Source organism: Ilumatobacteraceae bacterium (assembly GCA_033344875.1).
GTDB lineage: Bacteria > Actinomycetota > Acidimicrobiia > Acidimicrobiales > Ilumatobacteraceae > Ilumatobacter.
Genome location: JAWPMO010000001.1, coordinates 3,658,599 through 3,680,780, shown reverse-complemented (window position 1 = coordinate 3,680,780; position 22,182 = coordinate 3,658,599). Strand labels below are relative to the sequence as shown.

The 22,182-nt window shown below is 68.8% G+C and carries 18 protein-coding genes; 8 read left to right on the top strand and 10 right to left on the bottom strand.

The window, feature by feature from the left end:
* Position 1: 1 nt before the first annotated feature.
* Entirely contained in the window at positions 2 to 772 is a 771-nt protein-coding gene (locus tag R8G01_17355) for a TlpA disulfide reductase family protein (protein ID MDW3215770.1), read from the bottom strand.
* Positions 769 to 1,305 (bottom strand): disulfide bond formation protein B, encoded by a 537-nt coding sequence (locus tag R8G01_17350; protein MDW3215769.1) that lies wholly within the window; start codon positions 1,303 to 1,305, stop codon positions 769 to 771. The genes R8G01_17355 and R8G01_17350 overlap by 4 nt, the downstream gene beginning before the upstream one ends.
* Before the next feature lie 207 nt (positions 1,306 to 1,512).
* On the opposite strand from R8G01_17350, the gene R8G01_17345 reads away from it, so the two are divergent.
* Positions 1,513 to 2,061: a DUF2510 domain-containing protein gene (locus tag R8G01_17345; GenBank protein ID MDW3215768.1), complete on the top strand. Its 549-nt coding sequence runs from the start codon at positions 1,513 to 1,515 to the stop codon at positions 2,059 to 2,061.
* A 115-nt stretch (positions 2,062 to 2,176) separates the two neighbouring features.
* Positions 2,177 to 3,733 carry a Rieske 2Fe-2S domain-containing protein gene (locus tag R8G01_17340; GenBank protein MDW3215767.1) on the top strand — a complete coding sequence of 519 codons (1,557 nt, stop codon included), beginning with the start codon at positions 2,177 to 2,179 and terminating at the stop codon, positions 3,731 to 3,733.
* A 17-nt stretch (positions 3,734 to 3,750) separates the two neighbouring features.
* Here the strand turns inward: R8G01_17340 and R8G01_17335 are convergent, their stop codons facing one another.
* The 5 genes from R8G01_17335 to dnaK form a co-directional block, all read right to left on the bottom strand.
* Positions 3,751 to 8,505 carry an Ig-like domain-containing protein gene (locus R8G01_17335; GenBank protein ID MDW3215766.1) on the bottom strand — a complete coding sequence of 1,585 codons (4,755 nt, stop codon included), beginning with the start codon at positions 8,503 to 8,505 and terminating at the stop codon, positions 3,751 to 3,753.
* Positions 8,506 to 8,609: 104 nt separating this feature from the next.
* Positions 8,610 to 9,002, bottom strand: coding sequence for a MerR family transcriptional regulator (locus R8G01_17330; protein ID MDW3215765.1), 393 nt, complete (start codon positions 9,000 to 9,002; stop codon positions 8,610 to 8,612).
* Complete coding sequence (gene dnaJ, locus R8G01_17325) at positions 8,999 to 10,132, bottom strand: molecular chaperone DnaJ (GenBank protein MDW3215764.1); 1,134 nt, start codon at positions 10,130 to 10,132, stop codon at positions 8,999 to 9,001. The genes R8G01_17330 and dnaJ overlap by 4 nt, the downstream gene beginning before the upstream one ends.
* 97 nt (positions 10,133 to 10,229) lie before the next feature.
* Positions 10,230 to 10,877 (bottom strand): nucleotide exchange factor GrpE, encoded by a 648-nt coding sequence (locus R8G01_17320; protein ID MDW3215763.1) that lies wholly within the window; start codon positions 10,875 to 10,877, stop codon positions 10,230 to 10,232.
* The gene (gene dnaK / locus R8G01_17315; GenBank protein MDW3215762.1) at positions 10,874 to 12,733 is read right to left on the bottom strand and encodes a molecular chaperone DnaK; all 1,860 of its coding nucleotides are present in this window, start codon (positions 12,731 to 12,733) and stop codon (positions 10,874 to 10,876) included. The genes R8G01_17320 and dnaK overlap by 4 nt, the downstream gene beginning before the upstream one ends.
* 110 nt (positions 12,734 to 12,843) lie before the next feature.
* Between dnaK and R8G01_17310 the strand changes: the two genes are divergently transcribed.
* The gene (locus R8G01_17310; GenBank protein ID MDW3215761.1) at positions 12,844 to 13,875 is read left to right on the top strand and encodes a DUF6174 domain-containing protein; all 1,032 of its coding nucleotides are present in this window, start codon (positions 12,844 to 12,846) and stop codon (positions 13,873 to 13,875) included.
* Between the two features lie 275 nt (positions 13,876 to 14,150).
* Here R8G01_17310 and R8G01_17305 read toward each other — a convergent pair whose 3' ends face one another.
* Positions 14,151 to 14,564, bottom strand: coding sequence for a cytidine deaminase (locus R8G01_17305; protein MDW3215760.1), 414 nt, complete (start codon positions 14,562 to 14,564; stop codon positions 14,151 to 14,153).
* 41 nt (positions 14,565 to 14,605) lie between these two features.
* Here R8G01_17305 and R8G01_17300 point away from each other — a divergent pair, with 41 nt between their 5' ends.
* Positions 14,606 to 15,058: a GNAT family N-acetyltransferase gene (locus R8G01_17300; GenBank protein MDW3215759.1), complete on the top strand. Its 453-nt coding sequence runs from the start codon at positions 14,606 to 14,608 to the stop codon at positions 15,056 to 15,058.
* Between the two features lie 119 nt (positions 15,059 to 15,177).
* Here R8G01_17300 and R8G01_17295 read toward each other — a convergent pair whose 3' ends face one another.
* Positions 15,178 to 15,429, bottom strand: a complete 252-nt coding sequence (locus R8G01_17295) for an antitoxin (GenBank protein MDW3215758.1) — start codon at positions 15,427 to 15,429, stop codon at positions 15,178 to 15,180.
* Positions 15,430 to 15,537: 108 nt separating this feature from the next.
* Between R8G01_17295 and gpmI the strand changes: the two genes are divergently transcribed.
* The 4 genes from gpmI (at position 15,538) to R8G01_17275 (ending at position 20,725) form a co-directional block, all read left to right on the top strand.
* Complete coding sequence (gpmI, locus tag R8G01_17290; GenBank protein MDW3215757.1) at positions 15,538 to 17,190, top strand: 2,3-bisphosphoglycerate-independent phosphoglycerate mutase; 1,653 nt, start codon at positions 15,538 to 15,540, stop codon at positions 17,188 to 17,190.
* A gap of 61 nt (positions 17,191 to 17,251) precedes the next feature.
* Positions 17,252 to 17,677 (top strand): cyclic nucleotide-binding domain-containing protein, encoded by a 426-nt coding sequence (locus R8G01_17285; protein MDW3215756.1) that lies wholly within the window; start codon positions 17,252 to 17,254, stop codon positions 17,675 to 17,677.
* Between the two features lie 79 nt (positions 17,678 to 17,756).
* A complete protein-coding gene (locus R8G01_17280; protein ID MDW3215755.1) occupies positions 17,757 to 20,375 on the top strand; it encodes a heterodisulfide reductase-related iron-sulfur binding cluster in 2,619 nt (872 codons plus the stop codon).
* A 77-nt stretch (positions 20,376 to 20,452) separates the two neighbouring features.
* Positions 20,453 to 20,725: a hypothetical protein gene (locus R8G01_17275; protein MDW3215754.1), complete on the top strand. Its 273-nt coding sequence runs from the start codon at positions 20,453 to 20,455 to the stop codon at positions 20,723 to 20,725.
* Positions 20,726 to 20,739: 14 nt separating this feature from the next.
* On the opposite strand, the gene xylB is transcribed toward R8G01_17275, so the two are convergent.
* Positions 20,740 to 22,179 (bottom strand): xylulokinase, encoded by a 1,440-nt coding sequence (gene xylB / locus R8G01_17270; protein MDW3215753.1) that lies wholly within the window; start codon positions 22,177 to 22,179, stop codon positions 20,740 to 20,742.
* Positions 22,180 to 22,182: the final 3 nt, after the last annotated feature.

Here is a 22,182-nt window from a genome sequence, read left to right as displayed (position 1 = left end):
GTCAGCCGATGGTGAGGTTGCTCGTCACGAGCGACTCGAGCTCGTCGATCGGCCTCCCGCCCGACCAGCGGGCGGTCACCGTGCCGTCACCGTCGACGAGCATCGAGAACGGGAACCCGCCGATACCGAAGTCGGCCGCCGCGATGTAGGTCTCGCGCTCGGTGTCGATGCCGTCGGGGATCGCCGGGAAGGTCCAGTCCAGATCGTCGAGCCATTCGCCCGGAGGCCAGTTCGGCCGACCCGGGTTGAACGCCGTGCTCACCCCGACGACATTGACGCCATCGGGGATACGTCCCTCGTCGCGGAGCTGGTTGATCACCGGGATCTCGTCGTTGCAGTGCGGGCACCAGTGGGCCAGGAACACCACCCAGGTCGGTCCGTCGACGGCTGCGTCGATGCGGACGGGCTCACCGTCGAACGTCTCGCCGACCAGGACCGGCGCCGTCATCCCGATCGCCGGATCGTCACCGCCCTCGGGGTACGGCGGCAGTGGATCGCCGACGACCGCGAGCGGGCCGACACCTTCGAGGAACTCCTCGGGCAGATCGGGAGCGATCGTGGGCACCGGATCGCCGGGGTCACCCGGACCGGCCGAGTCGTCGGTGGCCGTGTCGTCGGTGGCCGTGTCGTCGGTGGTCGTGTCGTCGGTGGCCGTGTCGTCGGTGGCTGCCGGCGGGTTCGTCGCCGACGCACCGTCGTCGTCGCCCCCGCACGCGGTCAGCGCCAGTGCACCGGTCAGCCCGATCGTGATGATGCGGCGGGAAAGGTTCACGGGATCTCCTCGGGGTCGACCGAGTCGAACGACACGGTGTTGAGCACGATGATGGACACGAAACCAGCGAGTGCCATCAACGCCAACGTCACGAAGCCGAACGCTTCGAACCAGACATCGGCACACGACGGACCGAACAGGGCACACGACTCCGAGTCGTTCAACCAGCCCCACTCGATCATGACGTGGTAGGTCGACACGGCAGCCCCGATGGTTCCCAGCGGCAGGATGTACCAGCGAGCGGCGCGGTCCCGGCGGAGCAACGCGACCAGGGCGACGACGGCGATCGGGTACATGGCGATCCGCTGGAACCAGCACAGCCGGCACGGGATGTAGCCGGCGCTCTCGGAGAAGTAGAGGCTCCCGGCGGTCGCCACGGCTGCGACCGCGAACGTCAACGGCGCTCGCATCGCCACGACGGCCCTCCCGGCCGCCGCCGCAGCGGGTACCCGGGGTGCCAGCACGCGGGCGACCAGGATCAGCACGGAGCCGACCCCCGCGACGATCGCCAACAGCGCCGTCAGATTCTGCATGGTGTCGACCATCCGTCCAGTATGTGCGACCGAAGCGTCCAGATGGCAGCAACGTCGTCAACTCGTGACGAAGGACCCATTCACACCCCTCGACACCTCGTCGACACCTCGTCGACACCTCGTCGACACCTCGCCGACGGACCGTCGGCGAGAGCGGCCACGGGGGCACCGAGTAACGATGCGCAGCACGAACTAGGGTGACCACCTATGCAGGAATACTCCTCGATCAGCGTGTCGTCCTACGAGGCAGGTACGCTCGCCGACCAGCTCACCGAACAGTCGCGGGCCGGGTGGACCGTGGTCGCGATCGTGCCGACCGGGAGCTCGGTCACCGCGTACCTGTCGCGCGATGCCGATGGCACCGGCCACTCCAACCAGCGCGACATGCCCGTCGTCGCCGCCACCCCGACCCCGATCGACACCGGGGCCGACTCGGCACCGGCCGACGAGCCTGCCGACACGCCCAGCGACCCCGTCGCCGAGACACCGGGGTGGGCCGCCGGCGTCTCCACGACCGCCGCCGACGAACCCGTCTCGGGCGACGACACCGGCGACCACTTCACGGTGGCCGACGAGCCGGCGGCCGAAACTGCACCGACCGAGCTCGGTGGCGCCGCGGCCGGCGCAGGTGCCGCACCCGCCGGCTGGTACGCCGATCCGTCGTCACGATTCGAGCTCCGGTACTGGGACGGCACCCAGTGGACCGAGCACGTCTCCCGGGCGGGTCAGCAGTACACCGACCCGCCCGTCGCCTGATCCCGGCCTCGCCGATCGACCCGGGACGTACCCGGCCGTATCGGCCAGCATGTCGCTCCCGTTTAGCGTGGAGCAGCTGACCTGACATTTCCTCGACGCCGATACCCTCGCAGCCATGCGCGCCACGTCGATCGGACACGCTGGAATGCTCGTCGAGACCGACAGCGGCTCGATCCTGTGCGACCCGTGGTTCCTCCCCGCATTCTTCGGCTCGTGGTTCGTCTTCCCTCGGAACGACCAACTGAGCGACGACCTCCTCGAACGGATCGAGCAGGCCGATTTCCTGTACGTCACGCATCTGCACGCCGACCACCACGACGAGCCGTGGCTGCGCGAGCACCTTCGGCGTGACATCCCGATCCTCCTTCCCGGCTATCCCACGCGCGAGCAGCGGCGGACGCTGGGTCGGCTCGGGTTCACCGAGTTCGTGCCGACCGTCGACGGCGAGGAACTGGAGATCGCTCCCGGTCTGACGATCGCGATCCACACCGAGGTGTCGATCACCGACGGCCCCGGTGGCGACTCGGCGATGATGGTCTCCGACGGGACGTCCCGACTCGTGAACCAGAACGACTGTCGGACCACCGATCTCGACGCGCTCCGTTCCCACGGCCCGGTCGACCTGCACTGGCTCCAGTACTCAGGAGCGATCTGGTACCCGATGGTGTACGACATGCCCGACGACGAGAAGCGGCGATTGTGCGAAGCCAAGGTCGACAGCCAGTTCACGCGGGCGATGAAGTACGTCGAGGCGATCGACGCCCGAGCGGTCGTCCCGAGCGCCGGCCCACCCGCATTCCTCGACCCGGACCTGTGGCATCTCAACGTGATCGACGGCGACGAGATGTCGATCTTCCCCGACCAGCGGGCGTTCCTCGAACTGCTCGCCGACCGCGGCCGGCGTGGCGAACTCGCCATCCCCGGCACCGAGTTCGAGGTCGGTCCTGACGGGATCACGACCCGGCACCCGGTCGCCGAGCCCGAGGTCGCTGCGATCTTCGACGACAAGCGGACGTACCTACGCGACTACCAAGCCGATTGGATGCCGTGGCTCGACGACATGAAGGCGTCGTGGCCGAGCGCATCGACCGACCTGCTGTCGACCCTGGCCGCGTGGTGGGAGCCCCTCCTCCGCATGGCGCCGACGCTGTGCGACGCGGTCGGCGCCAACTGTCTGTTCCGCGCCGGGGACCTCGAGATAGTCATCGACTTCCCCAACGCACAGGTCCGGCCGTTCGACGGCGAACCGTACGCGTTCCGGTTCGACATCCCACGACCGCTCGTCGAGCAGGTCGCAGCCGATCGGGCGGTCGACTGGTCGAACTCGCTGTTCCTCTCCTGTCGGTGGACCGGTTGGCGCGCGGGCGACTTCAACGAGTACCTCTACAACTTCTTCAAGTCGCTGTCGGTCGAACGAATGCGCCGCACCGAGGCCGAGGCGATCCGCAAGCTCGACCCGCCGACCGAGACCGAGGCCGAGATCGAACTCGGCGACTACGTCGTGCAGCGCCGTTGCCCGCACCGCAACGCCGACCTCACGGTGTTCGGCGAGATCGATTCGGGCCGTCGCGGCGACGTGCTCGTCTGCACGCTCCACGGTTGGAAGTTCGACTGCGACACCGGCCGCTGCCTGACCTCGGCCGATCACCCCCTCAAGATCCGCCGCCGCTGACGCCGGCCCTGCCGGACCTACGGCACCGTGGTCGGTGTCGTGGTCGACGTGGTCGAGGTCGTCGAGGTCGTCGGCGCAACGGTGGTGGTCGTGGTGGTCGTCGGCGCAACGGTGGTGGTCGTCGTGGTGGTCGTCGTCGTGGTGGTGGTCGTCGTGGTGGTGGTCGTCGTCGTGGTGGTCGGTACCGGCAGCTCCACGGAGATGTCGAGCGTCCCCGTTGCGGTCGCACCCTGCGGGTCGGTCACGCGGTACCCGACCGAGAACTGCCGCCCGGCGGCGACCAGTGGCGCCGAGACGGTCACCGAGAGCCCGGCGACCGTGATGGTGAGGGGCGTCGGGTCGCCGATGATCGCGAGCGTCAACGGACCGCCTTCGGCATCCGTCGCAGGCACCGGCACCGTGACGCTCGTCCCGGCATCGAGCTCGATCTCGACCGTGGGCGCCACGGGAGAACGGTTCACGGTGACCGTCACGGTCGCCGGCGACGACGTCAGTCCGAGCGAGTCGACGATCGTGTACTGGAACGTCGCGACACCGAGCCCGCTCGCGGCATCGATGCGGAGCTGACCGTTGGCGAGCTGCTGGATCGTGCCGGCCTCGCCGTTCGAGAAGACCAGGTTCGCCGGCACCGCACCGAGGCTGATCGGGTCACCGTCGGGATCGGAGTCGTTGGCGAGCGGCGACACGACGACCGGGTCGTTGGTGATCGCCACGGCATCCGGCTGTGCGACCGGTGCCAGATTCACCAGGTCGATCACGACGGGTACCCGAGCCTGGAGCCCCCCGGGGTCCGCCACGATGATCGTCATCTCGATGCGGCCGCTGCGGCCGGCCGGGTCGACGAACAGCGCGCGCTGCTCCTCGACGACGGTGATCCACTCGGGGAGGTTCTCCCAACCGACGATGGCCAGGGGTTCGGCGTCGGATGCCAGCGCCGAGACCGGGATCACGACCTGCTCGCGACGCCCGATCGCCGTCTGGTACGACGTCGCCAGCGGGTCCTGGTTGACATCGATCACGACGGTCCCGACCGCCTGGATCCGACACGAGTTCCGTACCGCGTAGTTGAACGTGATGTTGCCGTTCTCGCCGGCCGGCGGTGTGTAGACGCCGCTCGGTGCGGACAGCGGCGCCCCGACGTCGACGACCGTCCCGTTGCCGGCGGTCGCCGTGAGATCGATCGCGATCGGCTGCTGATACCCGGTCTGGAAGAAGAGATCGGGCGCCGTCGGGCGCGATTGGGTACACGGCAGCACCGTGATCGTGACCGTCGCGTCGTCGGTCGCCTCGCCGTCGTCGACTCGGTACACGACGGTGGCGGTACCGCTGGCGTCGGGAACCGCCACGAAGACCAGCGCGCCCGACTCCAGACGGGCCGTACCCAACGCCGAGTTGGGAGCGCTCACGATCGAGAAGTCGAGCGGGTCACCATCGAGGTCGATGTCGTTCAGCGCGATCGGGATCGAGATCGTGCCGCCGTTCGGCACCGTCGCCGCATCGTCGCCGGCGACCGGGGGACGGTTGGGTTCTTCGAGCACCGTGAGGACGACACGCGCGCTCGCGACGAGGTCGTCGTCGTCGACGATCGAGTAGCGCACCACCACCTCACCCACGTAGTCCGGCTCGGTGGTGATCGTGACCGACGCATCGTCGAAGGTCACCGTGCCCGTACCGGCGACCACGATGGCGTTCGTGACGCGGAGGTCACCGACGTCGCCATCCGGGTCGCCGTCGTTGGAGAGCACCGCCAGCGTGGTCGGGACGGCGGGACCGGTGATGGTTCTGGCGTCGTCGTTGGCGAACGGGGCAACGGGGTCGGGCTCCACGATGCGGAACACCAGCCGGCCGGTCGTCACGCCGGTCGTCGCGTCGCCGACCTGGTAGGTGATGGTGGTGAACCCGGTCACCGGTCCGGCGGTGAACTCGATCCGGCTACCCGTTCGCGTGGCGGTACCGAGCGTCGGTCGAGTGCTCGACAGCACCCGGAGTTCCGACCGCGGTCCGTCCGGGTCACTGTCGTTGGCGAGCACGTCGACGGTGGTCGTCGTGCCGATCACGATCGTGACGTCCTCGTCGTTGACCACCGGAGCGGCATTCGTGATCTCCGGCTCGAGCACGCTGACGACGATCGTCGCATCATCCCGAAGTCCCTGGGTGTTCCCTACCTCGTAGGTGCAGCTGAACACCCCGGCCCGACCAGCCGGCGGCGTGAAGGTCACCCGACCGTCGGCGGTGACGACGGCTCGACCACCGCCGGCGCAGCCGGGGCTGCCGACGATCGTCGGACGCTCGCCCGACGGGTCGCCGTCGTTACGGAGCACGTCGAGCGTGACCGGCACGTCGACGTCGGTCGTCGCCGCGTCGTCCTGCGCGAACGGCGGCGCAGCGATCGCCTCCGGGAGCACGCGGACACTGACCTCGCCCACCGCCGTTCCTCCGTTGCCGTCGGTGATCGTGTACGTGAATCGGTCGATCGCGATGTCGTCGTCGGTCGCGATCGGCGCCGCCGTGTACAGAACCGCAGACCCCTGGACGGCGATCGCCCCGGCGTTCGGCACGTCAGCGTCGCGCTCGACGCTGACCAGGATCACCCGGTCGCTGTCCGGGTCGCTGTCGTTCGCGAGGACGTCGATCACCTGGGTCCTACCGACCACCGCCGACGCGGTGTCGGCGTTCGCGATCGGCGGGCGATTCGGTTCGAGATCGGCGATGAGGGCGACGAGCACCGACCCGTTGACCACGTGACCGAACCCGTCGTCGACCGAGTAGAAGAACGGTGAGAGTTCGGCAGCCCCGGCACGAGCGATGATCTCCAGTTCGTTGCCCCGCACCCGGACGTCGATCCCGGGCGGCATCGGCTGGACGAGGCTGAGGCTCAGGCGATCGCCGTCGGGGTCGCGGTCGTTCGCGAGCACGGGCAGCGTGACCGCGATGTCGCGCCGGACACGCACCGCGTCCGGTTTGACGATCGGTGGCCGATTGTCGTCGGTCGGCTGGGCGATGTCGACGCGAACCGCGACCGGCTCGCCGACCGCTCCGAACGTGTCGACGGGGCGGTACGTGAACGTCGCCGTTCCGGACGCGCCCGCCGGTGGTCGGTACAGCAATCCGGGGAGCCCCGACGGCGCGTTGGTCTCGGTGATCGTGCCGCCGACATCGGGAGGTGTGAACGACGCCACCCTGAGCGCGTCTCGCTCGGGGTCGATGTCGTTGAGCAGGACGTCGATGATCACCGCCGCGTCCGGTCCGGTCTCGGTGACGTCGGGGGCACCGATCGGGGCCTGGTTGGGAGCGTCGACCGGGAGCAGCTCGATATTGACCGTTGCGGTGGCTTCGGTGCCGTCGCCATCGACGATGGTGTACGTGAACTCGTCGAGGCCGACGAATCCCGGCTCGGGTTGATACAGCACCGTCGTGGCGTTGGCGATCTCGACCTTGCCGAAGCCCGGCCGGTCGACACGGAACAGCGCGATCGCTTCACCGTCGGGGTCGTAGTCGTTGGCGGTCACCGCGATCGGCACGCTGGTGCCCGAGCGAGCGGTCACGGGGTCGTCGACCGCGACCGGGGGGTCGTCGATGCCGTTGTCGTCGGGTTCGCGATCGGCATCGCCGGTGCGGTCTTCGCCGCCGCGCACGCTCGGCACCTGACCTCCGGCACCCTCCTCGAGCAGCTCGCCGGCTTCGCCGAGCAGTGGGGTTGCCTGATCGTCTTTGCGGATCGCGGTGATACCCCACGGGTTGACGGCCCAGACGACGCCGCCGTTGACCTCGTCGATCCAGACGAGGTCGGTGGAGGCGGCGACCTCGAGCGAGGCGCCGGGTGCCGGATCGGCGACGACGGCGTCCTCGATGGTGCCGTCGCGCCAGTCGAGCCGCACGATCTCCGACGGCGAGCGGCGAACGAGCGCTGCCGCGTCGCCGGCGATCGCGAACGAGTCGGCACCGTCGATGTCGAGTCCGTCGATCGTCACCGACTCGTCGAAGCCGTCATCGCCCACGCACCACAGTCGGTCGTCGCCACCGATCCACCCGCAGGGTGCGGTGGGGCCCGGGATCTGTACGACGAGTTCGTCGATCGCGACGTCGGCGGGCATGTCGATCCACGCGCCGGTACCGAACCGGACGCGGCCTCGTCCGGCGTCGAGGATCAGCGGGGTGCCACCGACGAGACTGAAGCGAGCGTCGGACAGGCCGCCGACGATGGTCTGACGCCCCGTCGTGGTGATTCGCGACAGGCGGCCGGCCGCGATCGTCCACACCGCCCCGTCGGGTGCGATCCTGGTGGCGTCACCTGCTCCGCCGGCGTCGATCTCGAACGGGAGCGGGTCGCCACCCGGAGGGAGCAGGAGCCCCTGGGCCGAGGCGGGGTCGACAGCGACGAGCCCCGCCTGGCTGACGCCGACGATCGTCGTCGGCTCGGCGACGAGTCCGATCGACTGGGGTGGCCCGAGCCGCAGCGCCGACGCATCGATCGTTCGCGCGGTCGCCGCCGACCGGTCGACGATGACGACGCCGCTCGCGCTCTGGGCGACTTCGAGGACTTGCCCGTCCCCCGTGGTGTTGAGCCGGGCGAGGGCGCGGCCCGAGAATCCGTCGGCGAGCACGATGCGCCCGTCGCTCTGGTCGACGAACCACCGGGTGGCGCGCGGCACGGTGGCGTCGAGCGCGGGAAAGCCGTCGGCACGAACGGCCACGATCACACCGGTCAGCCCGATGACGACCGCGACCACCACCGACAGCACCCGTTGCCACGGAACGGCCTGTGACCTCACGTGCTCAGTGTGCCACTCCCAGCGTCAGGACGCAGCGCACCGGACCGCCCGCAACGCAACGATCCCGCGGCTCCGGCAGCGAGGAACGCGCCGGAACGACGCGATCAATCGTCGAGGAACCCGGGGCGCTCGCCGAACACGGCGATCGCCTGTCGCAGCGGCACGAGATCTCGACGCTGCCGACGTTCGGCTTCGGAACGCGCGCTCGTCGCGGCGGCCTTGGCCTCGGCGAGTTCGGCACGGAGCCGGCTGTTCTCGTACTCGAGTTCCATGACGCGCCGGATGCCTTCGAGGTTCATCCCCTGTTCGGCCAGATCGGAGATCCGTTGGAGGCGCTCGATGTCGGCGTCGCTGTAGCGTCGGTTGCCGCCCTGCGTGCGTGCCGGCTGCACGAGGCCACGCCGCTCGTAGATGCGCAACGTCTGCGGGTGCATGCCGGCCAGCTCGGCAGCGACCGAGATGACGTAGACCGCGTGGGTTCGTGACCGTGGGCTCATGATGTTACGTTCCTCGTCTCCACCGTAGCCGCGGCGGCGAGTTGCTCGATCGCCTCGCGTTCGGCGTCGGTGAGTTCGGTGGGCACCATGACGTCGATGGTGACGATGAGGTCGCCGGTCGAGGTGCCGGAGCGTTTGGACTGCGTGGTGATGCCCCTGCCCTTCACCCGATGCCGCGAGCCGCTCTGGGTGCCGGGCTTGATGCGGAGTTTGACGGTGGGGCCGTCGAGCGTCGGCACATCGATCTCCGCGCCGAGGGCGGCCTCGGGGAAGGTGACCGGCACGTGCACCGTGAGGTTGTCGCCGGATCGGCCGAAACGCTCGTGCGCCTGGACCGCGACCTCGACGAGGAGGTCGCCGGCGGGGCCCCCGTTCCGTCCGGGCGCGCCGCGTCCGCCGAGACGGATGGTCTGCCCGTCCTTGACCCCGGCGGGGATCCGGACCTTGACCTCACGGGGGCGACGTTCGACACCGCTGCCGCGACAGGTCGGACACGGATCGGTGATCACCGATCCGGTGCCCTGGCAGTTGCGACACGGCGTGGAGAACGAGAACATGCCCTGGTTGTCGTCGAGCACACCACGGCCGCCGCACACCCCGCATCGGGACGGCTGTGTGCCCGGCTTGGCGCCCGACCCGTCGCAGGTCGAGCACTGCGCGTCGCTGGTGAGGTGCAACGTGGTCGTGAGACCCGTCGCCGCATCGGCGAAGTCGAGGGTGAGTTGCGCCGTCAGGTCGGCGCCGCGCTGCGGTGCGGCCGCCCGGTGACCCGGCTGGCGTGCCCCGCGCCCGAACATGTTGCCCAGCAGGTCGCCGATGTCGCCGCCCTGCATGTCGCCGACGTTGAACGAGAAACCGCCGGGGCCGCCGCCCGGCCGACCGCCGGCCATCGGACCGAGCCGTCGGACCTCGTCGTACTCGGCCCGTTTGGCCGGGTCGCCGAGGACGTCGTAGGCGGACGACACCGCCTTGAAGCGTTCTTCGGCGGCGGCGTCGCCGGGATTCTGGTCGGGGTGGAGTTCACGGGCGAGCTTGCGGTACGCCTTGGTGATCTCCTTCGCCGACGCGTCGGCGGCGATGCCGAGCACTTGGTAGTAGTCCTTCTCGAACCATTCGCGCTGTGCGCTCATCCGTGTTCACCTCCTTTGATGTCCCAACTGCCCACCCTGACCGCTCCGAGCTCCGCTCGGCGTCGCGGTCACCGGGCGGATCCATGTTCCCGGGGCTTCAGTCCTTCGTTCTGACCATGGCGGGGCGGAGCGTCCTGCCCTTCCACGTGTAGCCGCTGCGGAGCACCTCGGCCACGACGACGTCGCCGCCGTCACCGGGTTCGTGGGCGACCGCTTCGGCCACCTCGGGGTCGAACGGCTTGGTCTCGAGATCGAGTGCCTCGAGACCGTGCTTCTTGAGCTCACCCAGCAGCACGTTGAGGAGCGGTCCGACCTCGTCGGGATGCTGCAGGTAGGCGGCCTCGGCGGCGTCGAGCACCGGCAGGAACGCTTCGGCCAGCCGCCCGGTCGCCCGGTCGACGTCGCCGGCGGCCTGATTGGCGCTCCGTTTGCGGAAGTTCTCGAAGTCGGCCTGCAACCGCATCGCGGCGTCTTTGTACTGGTCGCGCTCGGCGACCACCGCCGCGATGTCGATCTCCGCGGCCGAACCGTCGAGATCGAGGTCACCGACCAGCGCGTCGAACTCGCCGTCGACGTCATCGTCGTCGACGTCGGCGACGTCGCCGTCACCGAAACCGGACGGCTGTGCGCCCTCGTCGTCGGTGACGGCGTCGTCGGGGTCGACCCGCGGGACCTGGCCCGTGTAGTCGTCGACTTCGCTGCCGCGCTCGTCGTCACCGGGCACGGCGCCCGGGACGTCGCTCACGATTCCTCGCTCTCGCCCTCGTCGACGATCTCGGCGTCGACGATGTCGTCGTCGCCGGCCGACCCGGCAGCGTCGCCCTGGCCGCTGGCCGAGGTGCCGGTGGCGTTCGCATCACGCGCTGCCGCCTCGTACAGCTTCTGGCTGAACTCCTGGCTCGCCGACATGAGCTTCTCCGTGGCCTCCTTGATCGCCGCGGTGTCGTTGCCGCCGAGCGCCTCCTTGAGCTCGCTCAGCGGGCCCTCGACGGCCGCCTTCTCGTCGTCGGGCACGTTCTCGCCCTGATCCTTGAGCACCTTCTCGGTCTGGTAGACGAGCGAGTCGGCGTTGTTGCGGATCTCGGCCTCTTCACGCCGCGCCTTGTCCTCTTCGGCGTGGGCCTCGGCATCTTTGACCATCTGATCGATGGAGTCCTTGTCGAGGGTCGACTGACCGGTGATGGTCATCGACTGCTCCTTGTTGGTGGCCCGGTCCTTGGCCGCGACGTGCACGATGCCGTTGGCGTCGATGTCGAACGTGACCTCGATCTGGGGCACGCCGCGGGGGGCGGGCGGCAGATCGACGAGCTGGAACTTGCCGAGCGTCTTGTTGTAGCTCGCCATCTCGCGCTCACCCTGGATGACGTGGATCTCGACCGACGGCTGCATGTCTTCGGCGGTGGTGAACACCTCGGTGCGCTTGGTCGGGATCGTCGTGTTGCGTTCGATCAACTTGGTCATGACGCCACCCTTGGTCTCGATGCCGAGGCTGAGCGGAGTCACGTCGAGCAGCAGGACGTCCTTGACGTCGCCGCGCAGCACACCGGCCTGGACCGCGGCGCCGACCGCGACGACCTCGTCGGGGTTGACCGTCTTGTTGGGCTCCTTGTCGGTCATCGACTGCACCAACTCGGTGACGGCGGGCATCCGGGTGGAGCCGCCGACGAGGATCACGTGGTGCAGGTCGCCCTTCTCGACGCCGGCGTCCTTGAGCGCTTGCTCGAACGGGATCCGGCAGCGCTCCATGAGGTCGCTGGTCATCTCCTGGAACTTCGAGCGCGTGAGCGACTCGTCGAGGTGGAGCGGCCCATCGGCGTTGGCCGTGATGAACGGCAGGTTGATCTGCGTCGACTGGGTCTGGCTCAGCTCGATCTTGGCCTTCTCGGCGGCCTCCTTGAGGCGCTGCATCGCCATGCGGTCGTTGGACAGATCGACGCCCTGGGCGCTCTTGAACTGCTGGACGAGCCAGTCGATGATGCGCTGGTCCCAGTCGTCACCGCCGAGGCTCGTGTCACCGTGGGTCGACTTGACCTCGAACACGCCGTCGCCGATCTCGAGCACGGACACGTCGAACGTGCCGCCGCCGAGGTCGAACACGAGCACGGTCTCGTCTTCGGCGCCCTTGTCGAGCCCGTACGCGAGCGCGGCTGCGGTGGGCTCGTTGATGATCCGGAGCACCTCGAGGCCGGCGATCGTGCCGGCCTCCTTGGTGGCGGTGCGCTGGGCGTCGTCGAAGTACGCGGGGACCGTGATGACGGCCTGCGTGACGGTGTCGCCCAGGTACGACTCGGCGTCGCGCTTGAGCTTCATGAGCGTACGAGCGCTGATCTCCTGGGGGGTGTAGGTCTTGCCGTCGACGTCGTCGGACTTCCACGACTCACCCATGTGGCGCTTGATCGAACGGAACGTGCGATCGGGGTTGGTGATCGCCTGACGCTTCGCGACCTCGCCGACCAGCACCTCGCCGGCCTTCGAGAACGCGACGACGGACGGCGTGGTGCGGCCGCCCTCGGCGTTGGGGATGACGACGGGTTCGCCGGCTTCGAGCACGGCGACGACGGAGTTGGTGGTACCGAGGTCGATACCGACTGCCTTGGGCATGTGAAACGCTCCTCTTTCGGATGGTCGGGGGAGAACTTGCGTTGAGTGGACTCAAGTCTAGGGAGGGGCGATCCCGTCGGCAACGCGGCCGCCAGGAAACCTGAGTCGATATGACTCAACTTCTGTCGGCGCATTCTGTCGGCGCATCCGGGAACCACGCCGGGACCGACGACGTCCAAACCCTCATGCGCCGTTCGCCGATCTCCGTCATCCTGGTGTCGCTCCTCGCACTCGCCGCCTGCGGCGAGGCCGACCCGACCGGTGGGTCGCCGGCCGCGCCGAACTCGATCGACCCGGCACCGACCGACCCGACCGAGCCCACCATCACGCCCACCACACCCATCACGACGCCCATCACCACGCCCAGCACGACGCCCGGGGAGACCCCGAGGTACGACGCCGAACGGATGCGCGCCGACCTCGCCGCCGCCCGCGAACGCTGGACGGCGCAGAACTGGACCTCGTACCGGTACACGTACACGCCGAGCTGCTACTGCGACCGACAGGAGGTGACCGTCGAGGCCATCGACGGCCACACGGTCGACTCGGGCGGACTCGACTGGGCACGCACGATCGAGCAGTGGTTCGACGAGATCGACGCGGCGATCGGCACCGCGGCCGACATCCGGGTCACCTACGACGCGACCGGGGCGCCCACGTCGCTCTACATCGACGTCGAGGAGACGATCGCCGACGAGGAGTTCGGCTACGAACTCATCGCCCTCGAGCAGGTCACGGACAGCCTCGACGCCTTCCTCGACGACGACTACGGGTGCGGCTACGGATTCGCGGCGGCGAACGCCGGCCAGACCGTGTCGATGGTGGTCGGCTTCGTCGACATCGACTGGGAACAGGGTCCCGTCGCCGGCGCGTACGACCTGGCCGATCTCGACGGCGCCATCCACTTCGGCGTCGACCTGATGGCCAACTGGTGCGACGACGTCATCGAGGAGGGCGAGCCCGAGCCCCTGGTCGACGAGACCTGGAACATCGTGAGCGGCACGCTCGAGGTCTCCCCGACCGACAACCGGCTCGCGACGGGCACGTTCACCGATGTCGTCGCCGTCGACGCCGACGGCCACGAACACCTCCTCGGCGACGTCGAGATCGCCAACGGCATGTGGGGCTTCTTCGCCGGCTGAACGTGCCCGATGCGTTCGGCGACCGCGGCGACCGCTGACCGGTCGGACACGTCGAGCACCTCGGCGGACGCGGACCCACCGGCCTCGCCGATCGCAGCGACCAGCGCATCGAGCGGCTCGGGTCGACGACCGGACACGACCAGGACACATCCGGCGGCGGCGAGCTTCTTGGCGGCGGACTCCCCGATGCCGGTACCGGCTCCGGTGATCCAGACGACCTGCCCTGTGAGATCTCTCATGCGGGGCGCACGGTAGTGCGGCGGCGCCGAGGGGGATCAGCCGGAGAGGTGCTCGGGGCCGAACGAGTCGGGCAACAGTTCCGCCATCGAGAACGATTTGCGCACGCCGTCCGGCCCGGCGTTGTGGACCATCGTGCCGTCGGTGGCGAACTCGCGGATCTTCTGCCGGCACCCACCGCAGCAGGTGCCGAGCGCCTCGCCCTCGCACACGGTCACGAGCGCCTCGATCTGTCGTTCGCCGGCGGCCACCATCGCCGCGATCGCTCCGGCCTCGGCGCACGTTCCTTCCGGGTAGGCGGCGTTCTCGACGTTGCACCCGACGAACACCGAACCCGACGGGGTCCGCAGTGCCGCTCCGACCGGGAAACGCGAGTAGGGCACGTGGGCGTTGTCCTGCACGATGCGGGCTGCCGCGAAGAGTTCGGGTTCGATCGTCGGATCTCCGGCCATCATCCGATCGTACGGGGCCCAGGTGGAACAATGAAGCCACGATGCAGGCCTACTTCCGCGACGCGGTCGGAACGGATCTCCCGGCGCTCGGCGCGCTGCTCCGCGGATCGAGCGGCGCCGACAGCGGCCCGGACGGCTCGACCAACGGCTCGTACCGCGACGCACTCGCCGAGATCGACCGCACGGACGGCAACTACCTGCTCGTCGCCGAGTACGACCGTCAGATCGTGGCCGTCCTGCAACTCGTCGCCTACCGGCAACTCCACGAGCGCGGCGGACGCACCGCCCAGATCGTGCTCCTCCGGGTGGCGGAGGAGTACCGGACCAGCGGGGTGACCGGGATGTTGGTCGATCACGCCGTCGGCCGGGCCCGCGACCTCGGGTGCCGACGGGTCCAGGTGATGAGCGGGACCGACCGGAGCGACGAGCATCCGTTCTGGGAACGAGCCGGCTTCGTCCAGCTCGACCGCGGCTACGCCCGCCCGCTCGACTGACCCGGCACGAACCGGTCCCATCCGCACGACGCTCGGGACCGAATCATCAGCACTCCCCCACATCGGCCGCCCGGCCCGTTCGTCGTGAACGGCCGGGCGGTCTCGCCGACGAGCGGCGCTCAGTTGGTGCCGGTGGCGTCGTTCGTGCCGGTGTTGCCGGTGGCGTCGTTCGTCGTGTCGGCGGCCGTCGCGTCGTCGCCGGCGAACTTCTTGGCGGCGTCGTCGATCTTCTTCAGCTTGTCGGTGTGCTTGCCGCCGGTCTTCTTGTCGATCGCGTCGGTCGCCTTGTTGACGCTGGACGCGATCTTGTCCTTGTTCTTCTCCGCGAGCGCCTTGGCCTTCGCGATGTTGCGCTTGTTCAACAGTCCCATGGACCACTCCTTGTCTCGTCGTCGATCACATGACCTCGATCCATGCAGCGTAGGTGCGCTTCGGCGACATCGGAACGGCGGCCGTGAGCGGTTCGTAGACTCGATGCCATGACGCTCGAACTCGCGAAGCTCCCGTCGTTCGCCGGCCGACCCGGACCGGTGCTGCTGGTCATCGCCGACGGCGTCGGCGTGGCTCCCGCCGGGCCCAGCAACGCCGTGACCGTCGCCGAGACACCGAGACTCGACGCGCTCGAAGGCGGCGAGCTCTACACCGAACTCGCCGCCCACGGCCCCGCCGTCGGGTTGCCGTCCGACGACGACATGGGCAACAGCGAGGTCGGTCACAACGCACTCGGTGCGGGCCGCGTGTTCGCCCAGGGCGCCAAGTTGGTCAATCGCGCCATCGAGTCGGGGGCGATCTTCGAGACCGAGACCTGGAAACAGGTCGTCGAACACTCGAGGCACGGCGGCACGATGCACCTGCTCGGGCTCCACTCCGACGGCAACGTGCACTCGAACGTCGGGCACCTGTACGCCCTGCTCCGCCGCGCCGCCGACGACGGTGTCACCAGCGTGGCGGTCCACATCCTCCACGACGGCCGCGACGTCGACGTCCGTTCGGCGCTCCGCTACGTCGAACGCACCGAGTCGGTGCTCGCCGAGATCAATGCCGCCGGCGAGAGACGCAACTTCCGGATCGCCTCGGGCGGCGGTCGGATGAAGATCACGATGGACCGCTACGGCGCCGACTGGCCGATGGTCGAGCGCGGCTACCGGTGCCACACGTTCGGTGAGGGACGGCCGTTCGCATCGGCCGCCGACGCGGTCGAGACCATGTACCGAGAGGCCGATGAGTCGGGTGCCGGCACCGGCGACCAGAACCTCGCCGAGTTCGTGGTCGTCGACGACGCCGGCAACCCGGTCGGCACGATGCGCGACGGCGACGCCGTGGTCATGTTCAACTTCCGCGGCGACCGGGCGATCGAGATCTCGCAGGCGTACGACGACGACGAGTTCGAGCACTTCGACCGTTCCGACGGCAACGGCCATCGCCCTGACGTGTACTTCGCCGGGATGCTCGAGTACGACGGCGACCTGCACGTCCCGACCAACTTCCTGGTCGATCCGCCCGAGATCGAGCGCACGATGAGCCACTACCTGTGTGCCGAGGGCGTACGGAGCTTCGCCGTGAGCGAGACCCAGAAGTTCGGTCACGTCACCTACTTCTGGAACGGCAATCGTTCGGGCTACATCGACCGATCGCTCGAGCACTACGTCGAGATCCCGAGCGACAACGTCGAGTTCGACGAGACCCCGGCGATGAAGGTGCGCGAGATCACCGCCGAGGTGATCGACCTGCTGCGATCCGGCGAGTACCGATTCGGACGCCTCAACTTCCCGAGCGGCGACATGGTCGGCCACACCGGCAACCTCGAGGCCACCGTCGAGGCGATGGCCGTGATCGACGAGTGCGTCGCCGAGCTCACGACCGTCATCGAGGAGCTCGACGGGGTCCTCGTGTTCACCGCCGACCACGGCAACGCCGACATCATGTACACCGAGCAGAACGGCGAACGCTCGGTCAAGACGTCGCACACGCTCAGCCCGGTGCCGTTCGCGATCTACGACCCGAACTACGACGGCGAGTACCACATGGCACCCGTCGCCGACGCCGGCCTCGCCAACGTCGCCGCCACGCTGCTGAACCTGCTCGGCTTCGAGGCGCCCGACGACTACCGCCAGAGCCTGATCGAGTTCTGACGCGTCGGCGACCCCGCACGCGACCGTCGCCGACGTCGCGGGGCGCGGCTACTCTTCGGGCATGGCGTCGAAGGCAGCTCAGCTCGAACATCTCAAGTCCGTCCCGATGTTCGCCGGGTGCTCCAAACGCGAACTCCAGGCGATCCTCAAGGCCGGTGACGAGATCGTGATGACCGCCGGGACGCTGATCGTCGATCAGGGCCAGATGGGTCGCGAGGCGTTCGTGCTGCTCGACGGCGACGTCACCGTCCGCCGGAACGGTCGCAAGGTCGTCACGCTCGGCCCTGGCGCCGTCGTCGGCGAACTCTCGCTGCTCGACCACGGACCGCGCACCGCCAGCGTCATCTGCGACACCGACTGCACCCTGTTCGTGCTCGACCAGCGGCACTTCCAGCAGGTGATCGAGCAGCACCCGCAGATCGCGATGAAGCTCCTCGGCACCCTCGCCGGCCACATCCGCAATCTCGATCGCCAGTCCTTCGGCTGACCCGCCGCTCGTTCGCGGGGCATGAGCCGTCCGGCGACCTTCTGCCGAGGCGGTACCGGCGAGTAGCGTGTGGCGCGTCATGAGCGCGCACGACGACACCACCGCTGCAGCCACCTCCGGGCCCGGCCGCATCAAGCCCCATCACCTGGCCCTCGGGCTCGGGATCGGCATCGCCGTCTTCACGGTGATCTCCGGCATCGTGCCGCAGATCACCGGGTGGCACAACGACAACGCGATCCACCGGACCGTGTTCGTCAACGTGCCCGATGCCCTGGTGGTGGCGTTCTACACGATCATCCCGGTGATGCTCGTGTGGGGCTCGATCCAGTTCGCCAACCGCATGAAGAACTGGGAGCGCGGCGCACCGGCCAAGCGCAAGACCACCGCCAAGAACGCCAAGAAGCGGGCCGGTGACTTCCGCGCCGGCGTCTACATGCAGACACTGCTGCGCGACTCGGCCGCCGGCCTGATGCACTCGTTCATGTACTTCGGGTTCCTGGTGCTGCTCGGCGTGACCACGGTGCTCGAGGTCGATCACCAGCTGCCCGAAGAACTCAAGTTCCTCCACGGCCGCACCTATCAGGCGTACTCGTTCGTCGGCGATCTCGCCGGTCTCGTGTTCACGGTCGGTGTGCTCTGGGCGATCGTGCGCCGCTACGTCCAGAAGCCGTATCGGATCCGCATCAAGTCCAAGCCGGAACACGCCGTCATCCTTGGCACCTTCCTCGTGCTGGGTGTCACCGGTTTCACGTCGGAGATGTTCCGGATCGCGGTCGAGGGCACCCCGAGCTACGAGCGGTACAGCTTCATCGGGTACCCGCTCGCCCAGACGGTCGACGGCCTGTCGCTCGGTGCACTCGAGACCTGGCACCAGTGGTCGTGGGTGGCGCACGTGCTCTCGTTCATCGTGTTCCTCGCGATCCTGCCGGTCACCATGCTGCGTCACATGTTCACGTCGCCGCTCAACATGTACCTGCGCGACAAGGACCGTCCGAAGGGCGCGATGAAGCCGATGCCGAACCTGATGGAGACCGAACTCGAGTCGTTCGGCGCATCCGTCGTCGAGGACTTCACCTGGAAGCAACTGCTCGACACCGACGCCTGCACGATGTGCGGGCGCTGCACCAGCGTGTGCCCGGCCCATGCCACCGGCAAGCCGCTCGACCCGCGCGAGATCGTGCTGAAGACCGGCGAGGTCATGGCCGCCACCGGCAACCCCCAGGTCAGCCCCCCGCTCGGCACCGACGCCGAGATCACGATCGGCGCCAACAGCCTGTTCGAGCGCATCACCCCCGAGGAGATCTGGGCGTGCACGAGCTGCAAGGCGTGTGACGAGATCTGCCCGGTCAACATCGAGATCCTCGACAAGATCCTCGACATGCGGCGCTACCTGTCGCTGATGGAGTCGAACTTCCCCGCCGAGCTCGGCAACGCGTATCGGGCGATGGAGAACCAGGGCAACCCGTGGGGTCTCAACCAGGGCGAACGTGGCGACTGGGCGAACGATCTGGCCGAGGTCACGGTCGTCGATCCGGGCGAACCGTTCGAGGCCGAGTACCTGTACTGGGTCGGCTGTGCCGGTTCGTTCGACGACAAGAACAAGAAGGTCACCCAGGCGATGGCCAAGCTGCTCACGCGGGCGGGCATCGACGTCGCGATCCTCGGGCCGTCGGAGATGTGCACCGGCGACTCGGCCCGCCGATCGGGCAACGAGTACCTGTTCCAGATGCTGGCCATGCCGAACATCGAGATGCTCGACGGCATGGGCGTGAAGAAGATCATCACGCAGTGCCCGCACTGCTTCAACACGCTGATGAACGAGTACCCGCAGCTCGGCGGCAACTACGAGGTCGTGCACCACACGCAGCTGCTCGAGTCGCTGATCGAGTCGGGCCGACTCGACGTGTCGCAGGCCACCCTCGAGGAGCGGATCACGTACCACGACTCGTGCTACCTCGGCCGCCACAACGACGTCTACATGGCGCCCCGCAAGGTGGTCGGTTCGATCAAGGGCATCGAGATCGTCGAGATGGAACGCAACGGCACCACGGGCATGTGCTGCGGCGCCGGCGGCGCCCGCATGTGGATGGAGGAGGACATCGGCGTCAAGGTCAACGACGAGCGCGCCGCCGAGGCCCTGTCGACCGGCGCCAGCCGTGTCGCCACCGCCTGCCCGTTCTGCTACATCATGCTCGACGACGGCGTGAAGGGCGCGGGGGTCGAAGAAGACCAGGTCAAGGTCGCCGATCTCGCCATCCACCTGCTCGACGCGATCGAGAACGGCGAATCGAAGATGGCGCAGCCCGATGCACACCTCAACGTGCCGCTCGGGACCCCGCTGCGGGTACCCGGCTTCTCCGGGCAGGGTTCGACCGCGGGCACCGCCACGCTCGAACCGGCGACCGAGGCCACCGGCGACGAGATCACCGAGACACACGAGATCTCCGACGCGGCCGGCGACGATCTGAAGTTGCTCGTCGGCATCGGCCCGGCGATCGAGGAGATCCTCAACGGTGCCGGCATCCGGACCTTCGCCCAGATCGCCAACTCGTCGGTCGAGTCGTTGCAGGACATCCTGCCAGACCTCCACGACAGCCGGGTCGAGCGCGAAGACTGGATCGGTCAGGCGCGCGCGATGGTCGAGGCGATCGAGCGGGGCGACGATCCGACCGACGTCGCTCGCGGCGACCAGAGCTGACATCGGTCGGTCGGCGGCGTTGCCGTCTCGCGCGATAACGCGTTCAAGCGGGCGTTGCCGGGTGCCGATGAGCTGGCATGCTTCGACCACCGTCGGCCGAGAATCTGCAGCGACTGTGTGTCGCCGCTCGCGCCTCGGACTGTGACCTGGATCGAGCACTGTCGGACGTCGGCGTCCTCCCGCCGGCCGACCTGACCGAGATCCGCGACGTGTTGACACGGCTCGACACCGAGGTCGCACGTGCTCGCAACGCCGAGGGTCACGTGATCCTCCAGGTGGTCTGGCATGCGCAGCTCTCCGCCCTGATCCACCAGGACGGTCGCGTCCAGGTGCTCACCAACGCTGCCTGATCGATCGGCGGCGCTCAGCCTGCGGTCGTCCGGTACCGGTCGCGGACCCCACCGGCATCGTTCGCCGGATCGACCCCGGCACCCGCGCCCAGACCCCAGGTGCTCGCGAGGTCGCGGAACGACGAAGCGGTCACGACGGCGGCGGCCTGTGCCGCGGCGCCCGTCGCCACCGTCTCGTCGGTGTCGGGAACGATGATCGGCTGCCCGAGCAGATCGGCCGCGCGCTGTCGATAGGCCGCCGACCGGTTGCCACCGCCGACGAGGAACACCCGACCGTCGACCGTCGCTCCGACGGCGCGGAGCGCGTCGACCCCGTCGAGCAGACCGCACAGCACACCGTCGTGCGCGGCGAGCGCGAGTTGCTCGCGTGTGGTCGTGTTGGTGAGTCCGGCGAACGTGCCCGTGGCGTCGGGCAGGTTCGGTGTGCGTTCGCCGTCGAAGTACGGCACCAGGGTGACCTCACCCGGGTCGTCGGCTGCCGCGAGTGCCAGGTCGGCGAGACCGGCAGGGTCGGTACCCAGCCAGCGCGCCACGGTGTCGGTCACCTTCGTGGCATTGAGCGTGCAGACCAGTGGGAGGAAGTCGCCACTCGCACTGGCGAAGCCGGCGACCGCTCCGGACGGGTCGTGCGTGGCGCTCGCCGACACCGCGAACACCGTGCCGGAGGTACCGAGTGAGATCGCGACGTCGCCGGCCTGCAGCCCCAGGCCGAGCGCCGCCCCCATGTTGTCGCCCGTGCCGGGGCCGACGGCGACGTCGGGGCGGAGGCCGAGCGCGGTCGCTGCCGCGGCCGTGAGCGAACCGGCTCGCTCGCTCGGATCGAGTACCCGCGGCACCCGCCCGAGCCACGTCGCGCCGTCGCCGCCGGTGGCGGCTGCCAGCAGGTCGGACAGCCCGACACCGCTCGTCGGGTCGTACCAGCCGCTGCCGGACGCGTCCCCTCGGTCGGTGACGTGTTCCCCCGTGAGCCGCCAGGTGAGGTAGTCGTGCGGCAACATCACCTTCGCCACGCGGGCCAGCAGTTCGGGTTCGTGGTCGGCGACCCAGGCGAGCTTCGTGATCGTGAACGCGGCGACCGGCACGCTGCCGGTCCGCTCCGCCCAGTGATCGGCGCCGAGGTCGTCGACCAGGCGGTCGGCCTGCGGCGACGAGGTGGTGTCGTTCCACAACTTGGCCGGGCGCACCGGCGCCCCGGCCGCGTCCAGCAGGACGAGCCCGTGCTGCTGGCCGGCGACCGACATCGCCACGACGTCGTCGCGGTGGTCGCCGAGCTGCTCGACCGCGCTCACCAGCGCAACCCACCAGGCCTGCGGGTCCTGCTCGGACACCGGCGGCGCGGTGGGCGGATGCTTGGCGGTACCGGTCGCGACGACCTCACCGGTCTGCAGATCGCGAGCCTCGACCTTGGTCGACTGGGTCGACGAGTCGACGCCGACGACCAACTGCCGCGCCATCGC

What these genes read in the sequence shown, in the direction of transcription:
- R8G01_17350 (MDW3215769.1), bottom strand. Translation starts at nt 1,305, where the DNA reads ATGCAGAATCTGACGGCGCTGTTGGCGATCGTCGCGGGGGTCGGCTCC.
- R8G01_17345 (MDW3215768.1), top strand. Translation starts at nt 1,513, where the DNA reads ATGCAGGAATACTCCTCGATCAGCGTGTCGTCCTACGAGGCAGGTACG.
- R8G01_17340 (MDW3215767.1), top strand. Translation starts at nt 2,177, where the DNA reads ATGCGCGCCACGTCGATCGGACACGCTGGAATGCTCGTCGAGACCGAC.
- R8G01_17330 (MDW3215765.1), bottom strand. Translation starts at nt 9,002, where the DNA reads ATGAGCCCACGGTCACGAACCCACGCGGTCTACGTCATCTCGGTCGCT.
- dnaJ (MDW3215764.1), bottom strand. Translation starts at nt 10,132, where the DNA reads ATGAGCGCACAGCGCGAATGGTTCGAGAAGGACTACTACCAAGTGCTC.
- dnaK (MDW3215762.1), bottom strand. Translation starts at nt 12,733, where the DNA reads ATGCCCAAGGCAGTCGGTATCGACCTCGGTACCACCAACTCCGTCGTC.
- R8G01_17310 (MDW3215761.1), top strand. Translation starts at nt 12,844, where the DNA reads ATGACTCAACTTCTGTCGGCGCATTCTGTCGGCGCATCCGGGAACCAC.
- R8G01_17305 (MDW3215760.1), bottom strand. Translation starts at nt 14,564, where the DNA reads ATGGCCGGAGATCCGACGATCGAACCCGAACTCTTCGCGGCAGCCCGC.
- R8G01_17300 (MDW3215759.1), top strand. Translation starts at nt 14,606, where the DNA reads ATGCAGGCCTACTTCCGCGACGCGGTCGGAACGGATCTCCCGGCGCTC.
- R8G01_17295 (MDW3215758.1), bottom strand. Translation starts at nt 15,429, where the DNA reads ATGGGACTGTTGAACAAGCGCAACATCGCGAAGGCCAAGGCGCTCGCG.
- gpmI (MDW3215757.1), top strand. Translation starts at nt 15,538, where the DNA reads ATGACGCTCGAACTCGCGAAGCTCCCGTCGTTCGCCGGCCGACCCGGA.
- R8G01_17285 (MDW3215756.1), top strand. Translation starts at nt 17,252, where the DNA reads ATGGCGTCGAAGGCAGCTCAGCTCGAACATCTCAAGTCCGTCCCGATG.
- R8G01_17280 (MDW3215755.1), top strand. Translation starts at nt 17,757, where the DNA reads ATGAGCGCGCACGACGACACCACCGCTGCAGCCACCTCCGGGCCCGGC.
- R8G01_17275 (MDW3215754.1), top strand. Translation starts at nt 20,453, where the DNA reads ATGCTTCGACCACCGTCGGCCGAGAATCTGCAGCGACTGTGTGTCGCC.
- xylB (MDW3215753.1), bottom strand. Translation starts at nt 22,179, where the DNA reads ATGGCGCGGCAGTTGGTCGTCGGCGTCGACTCGTCGACCCAGTCGACC.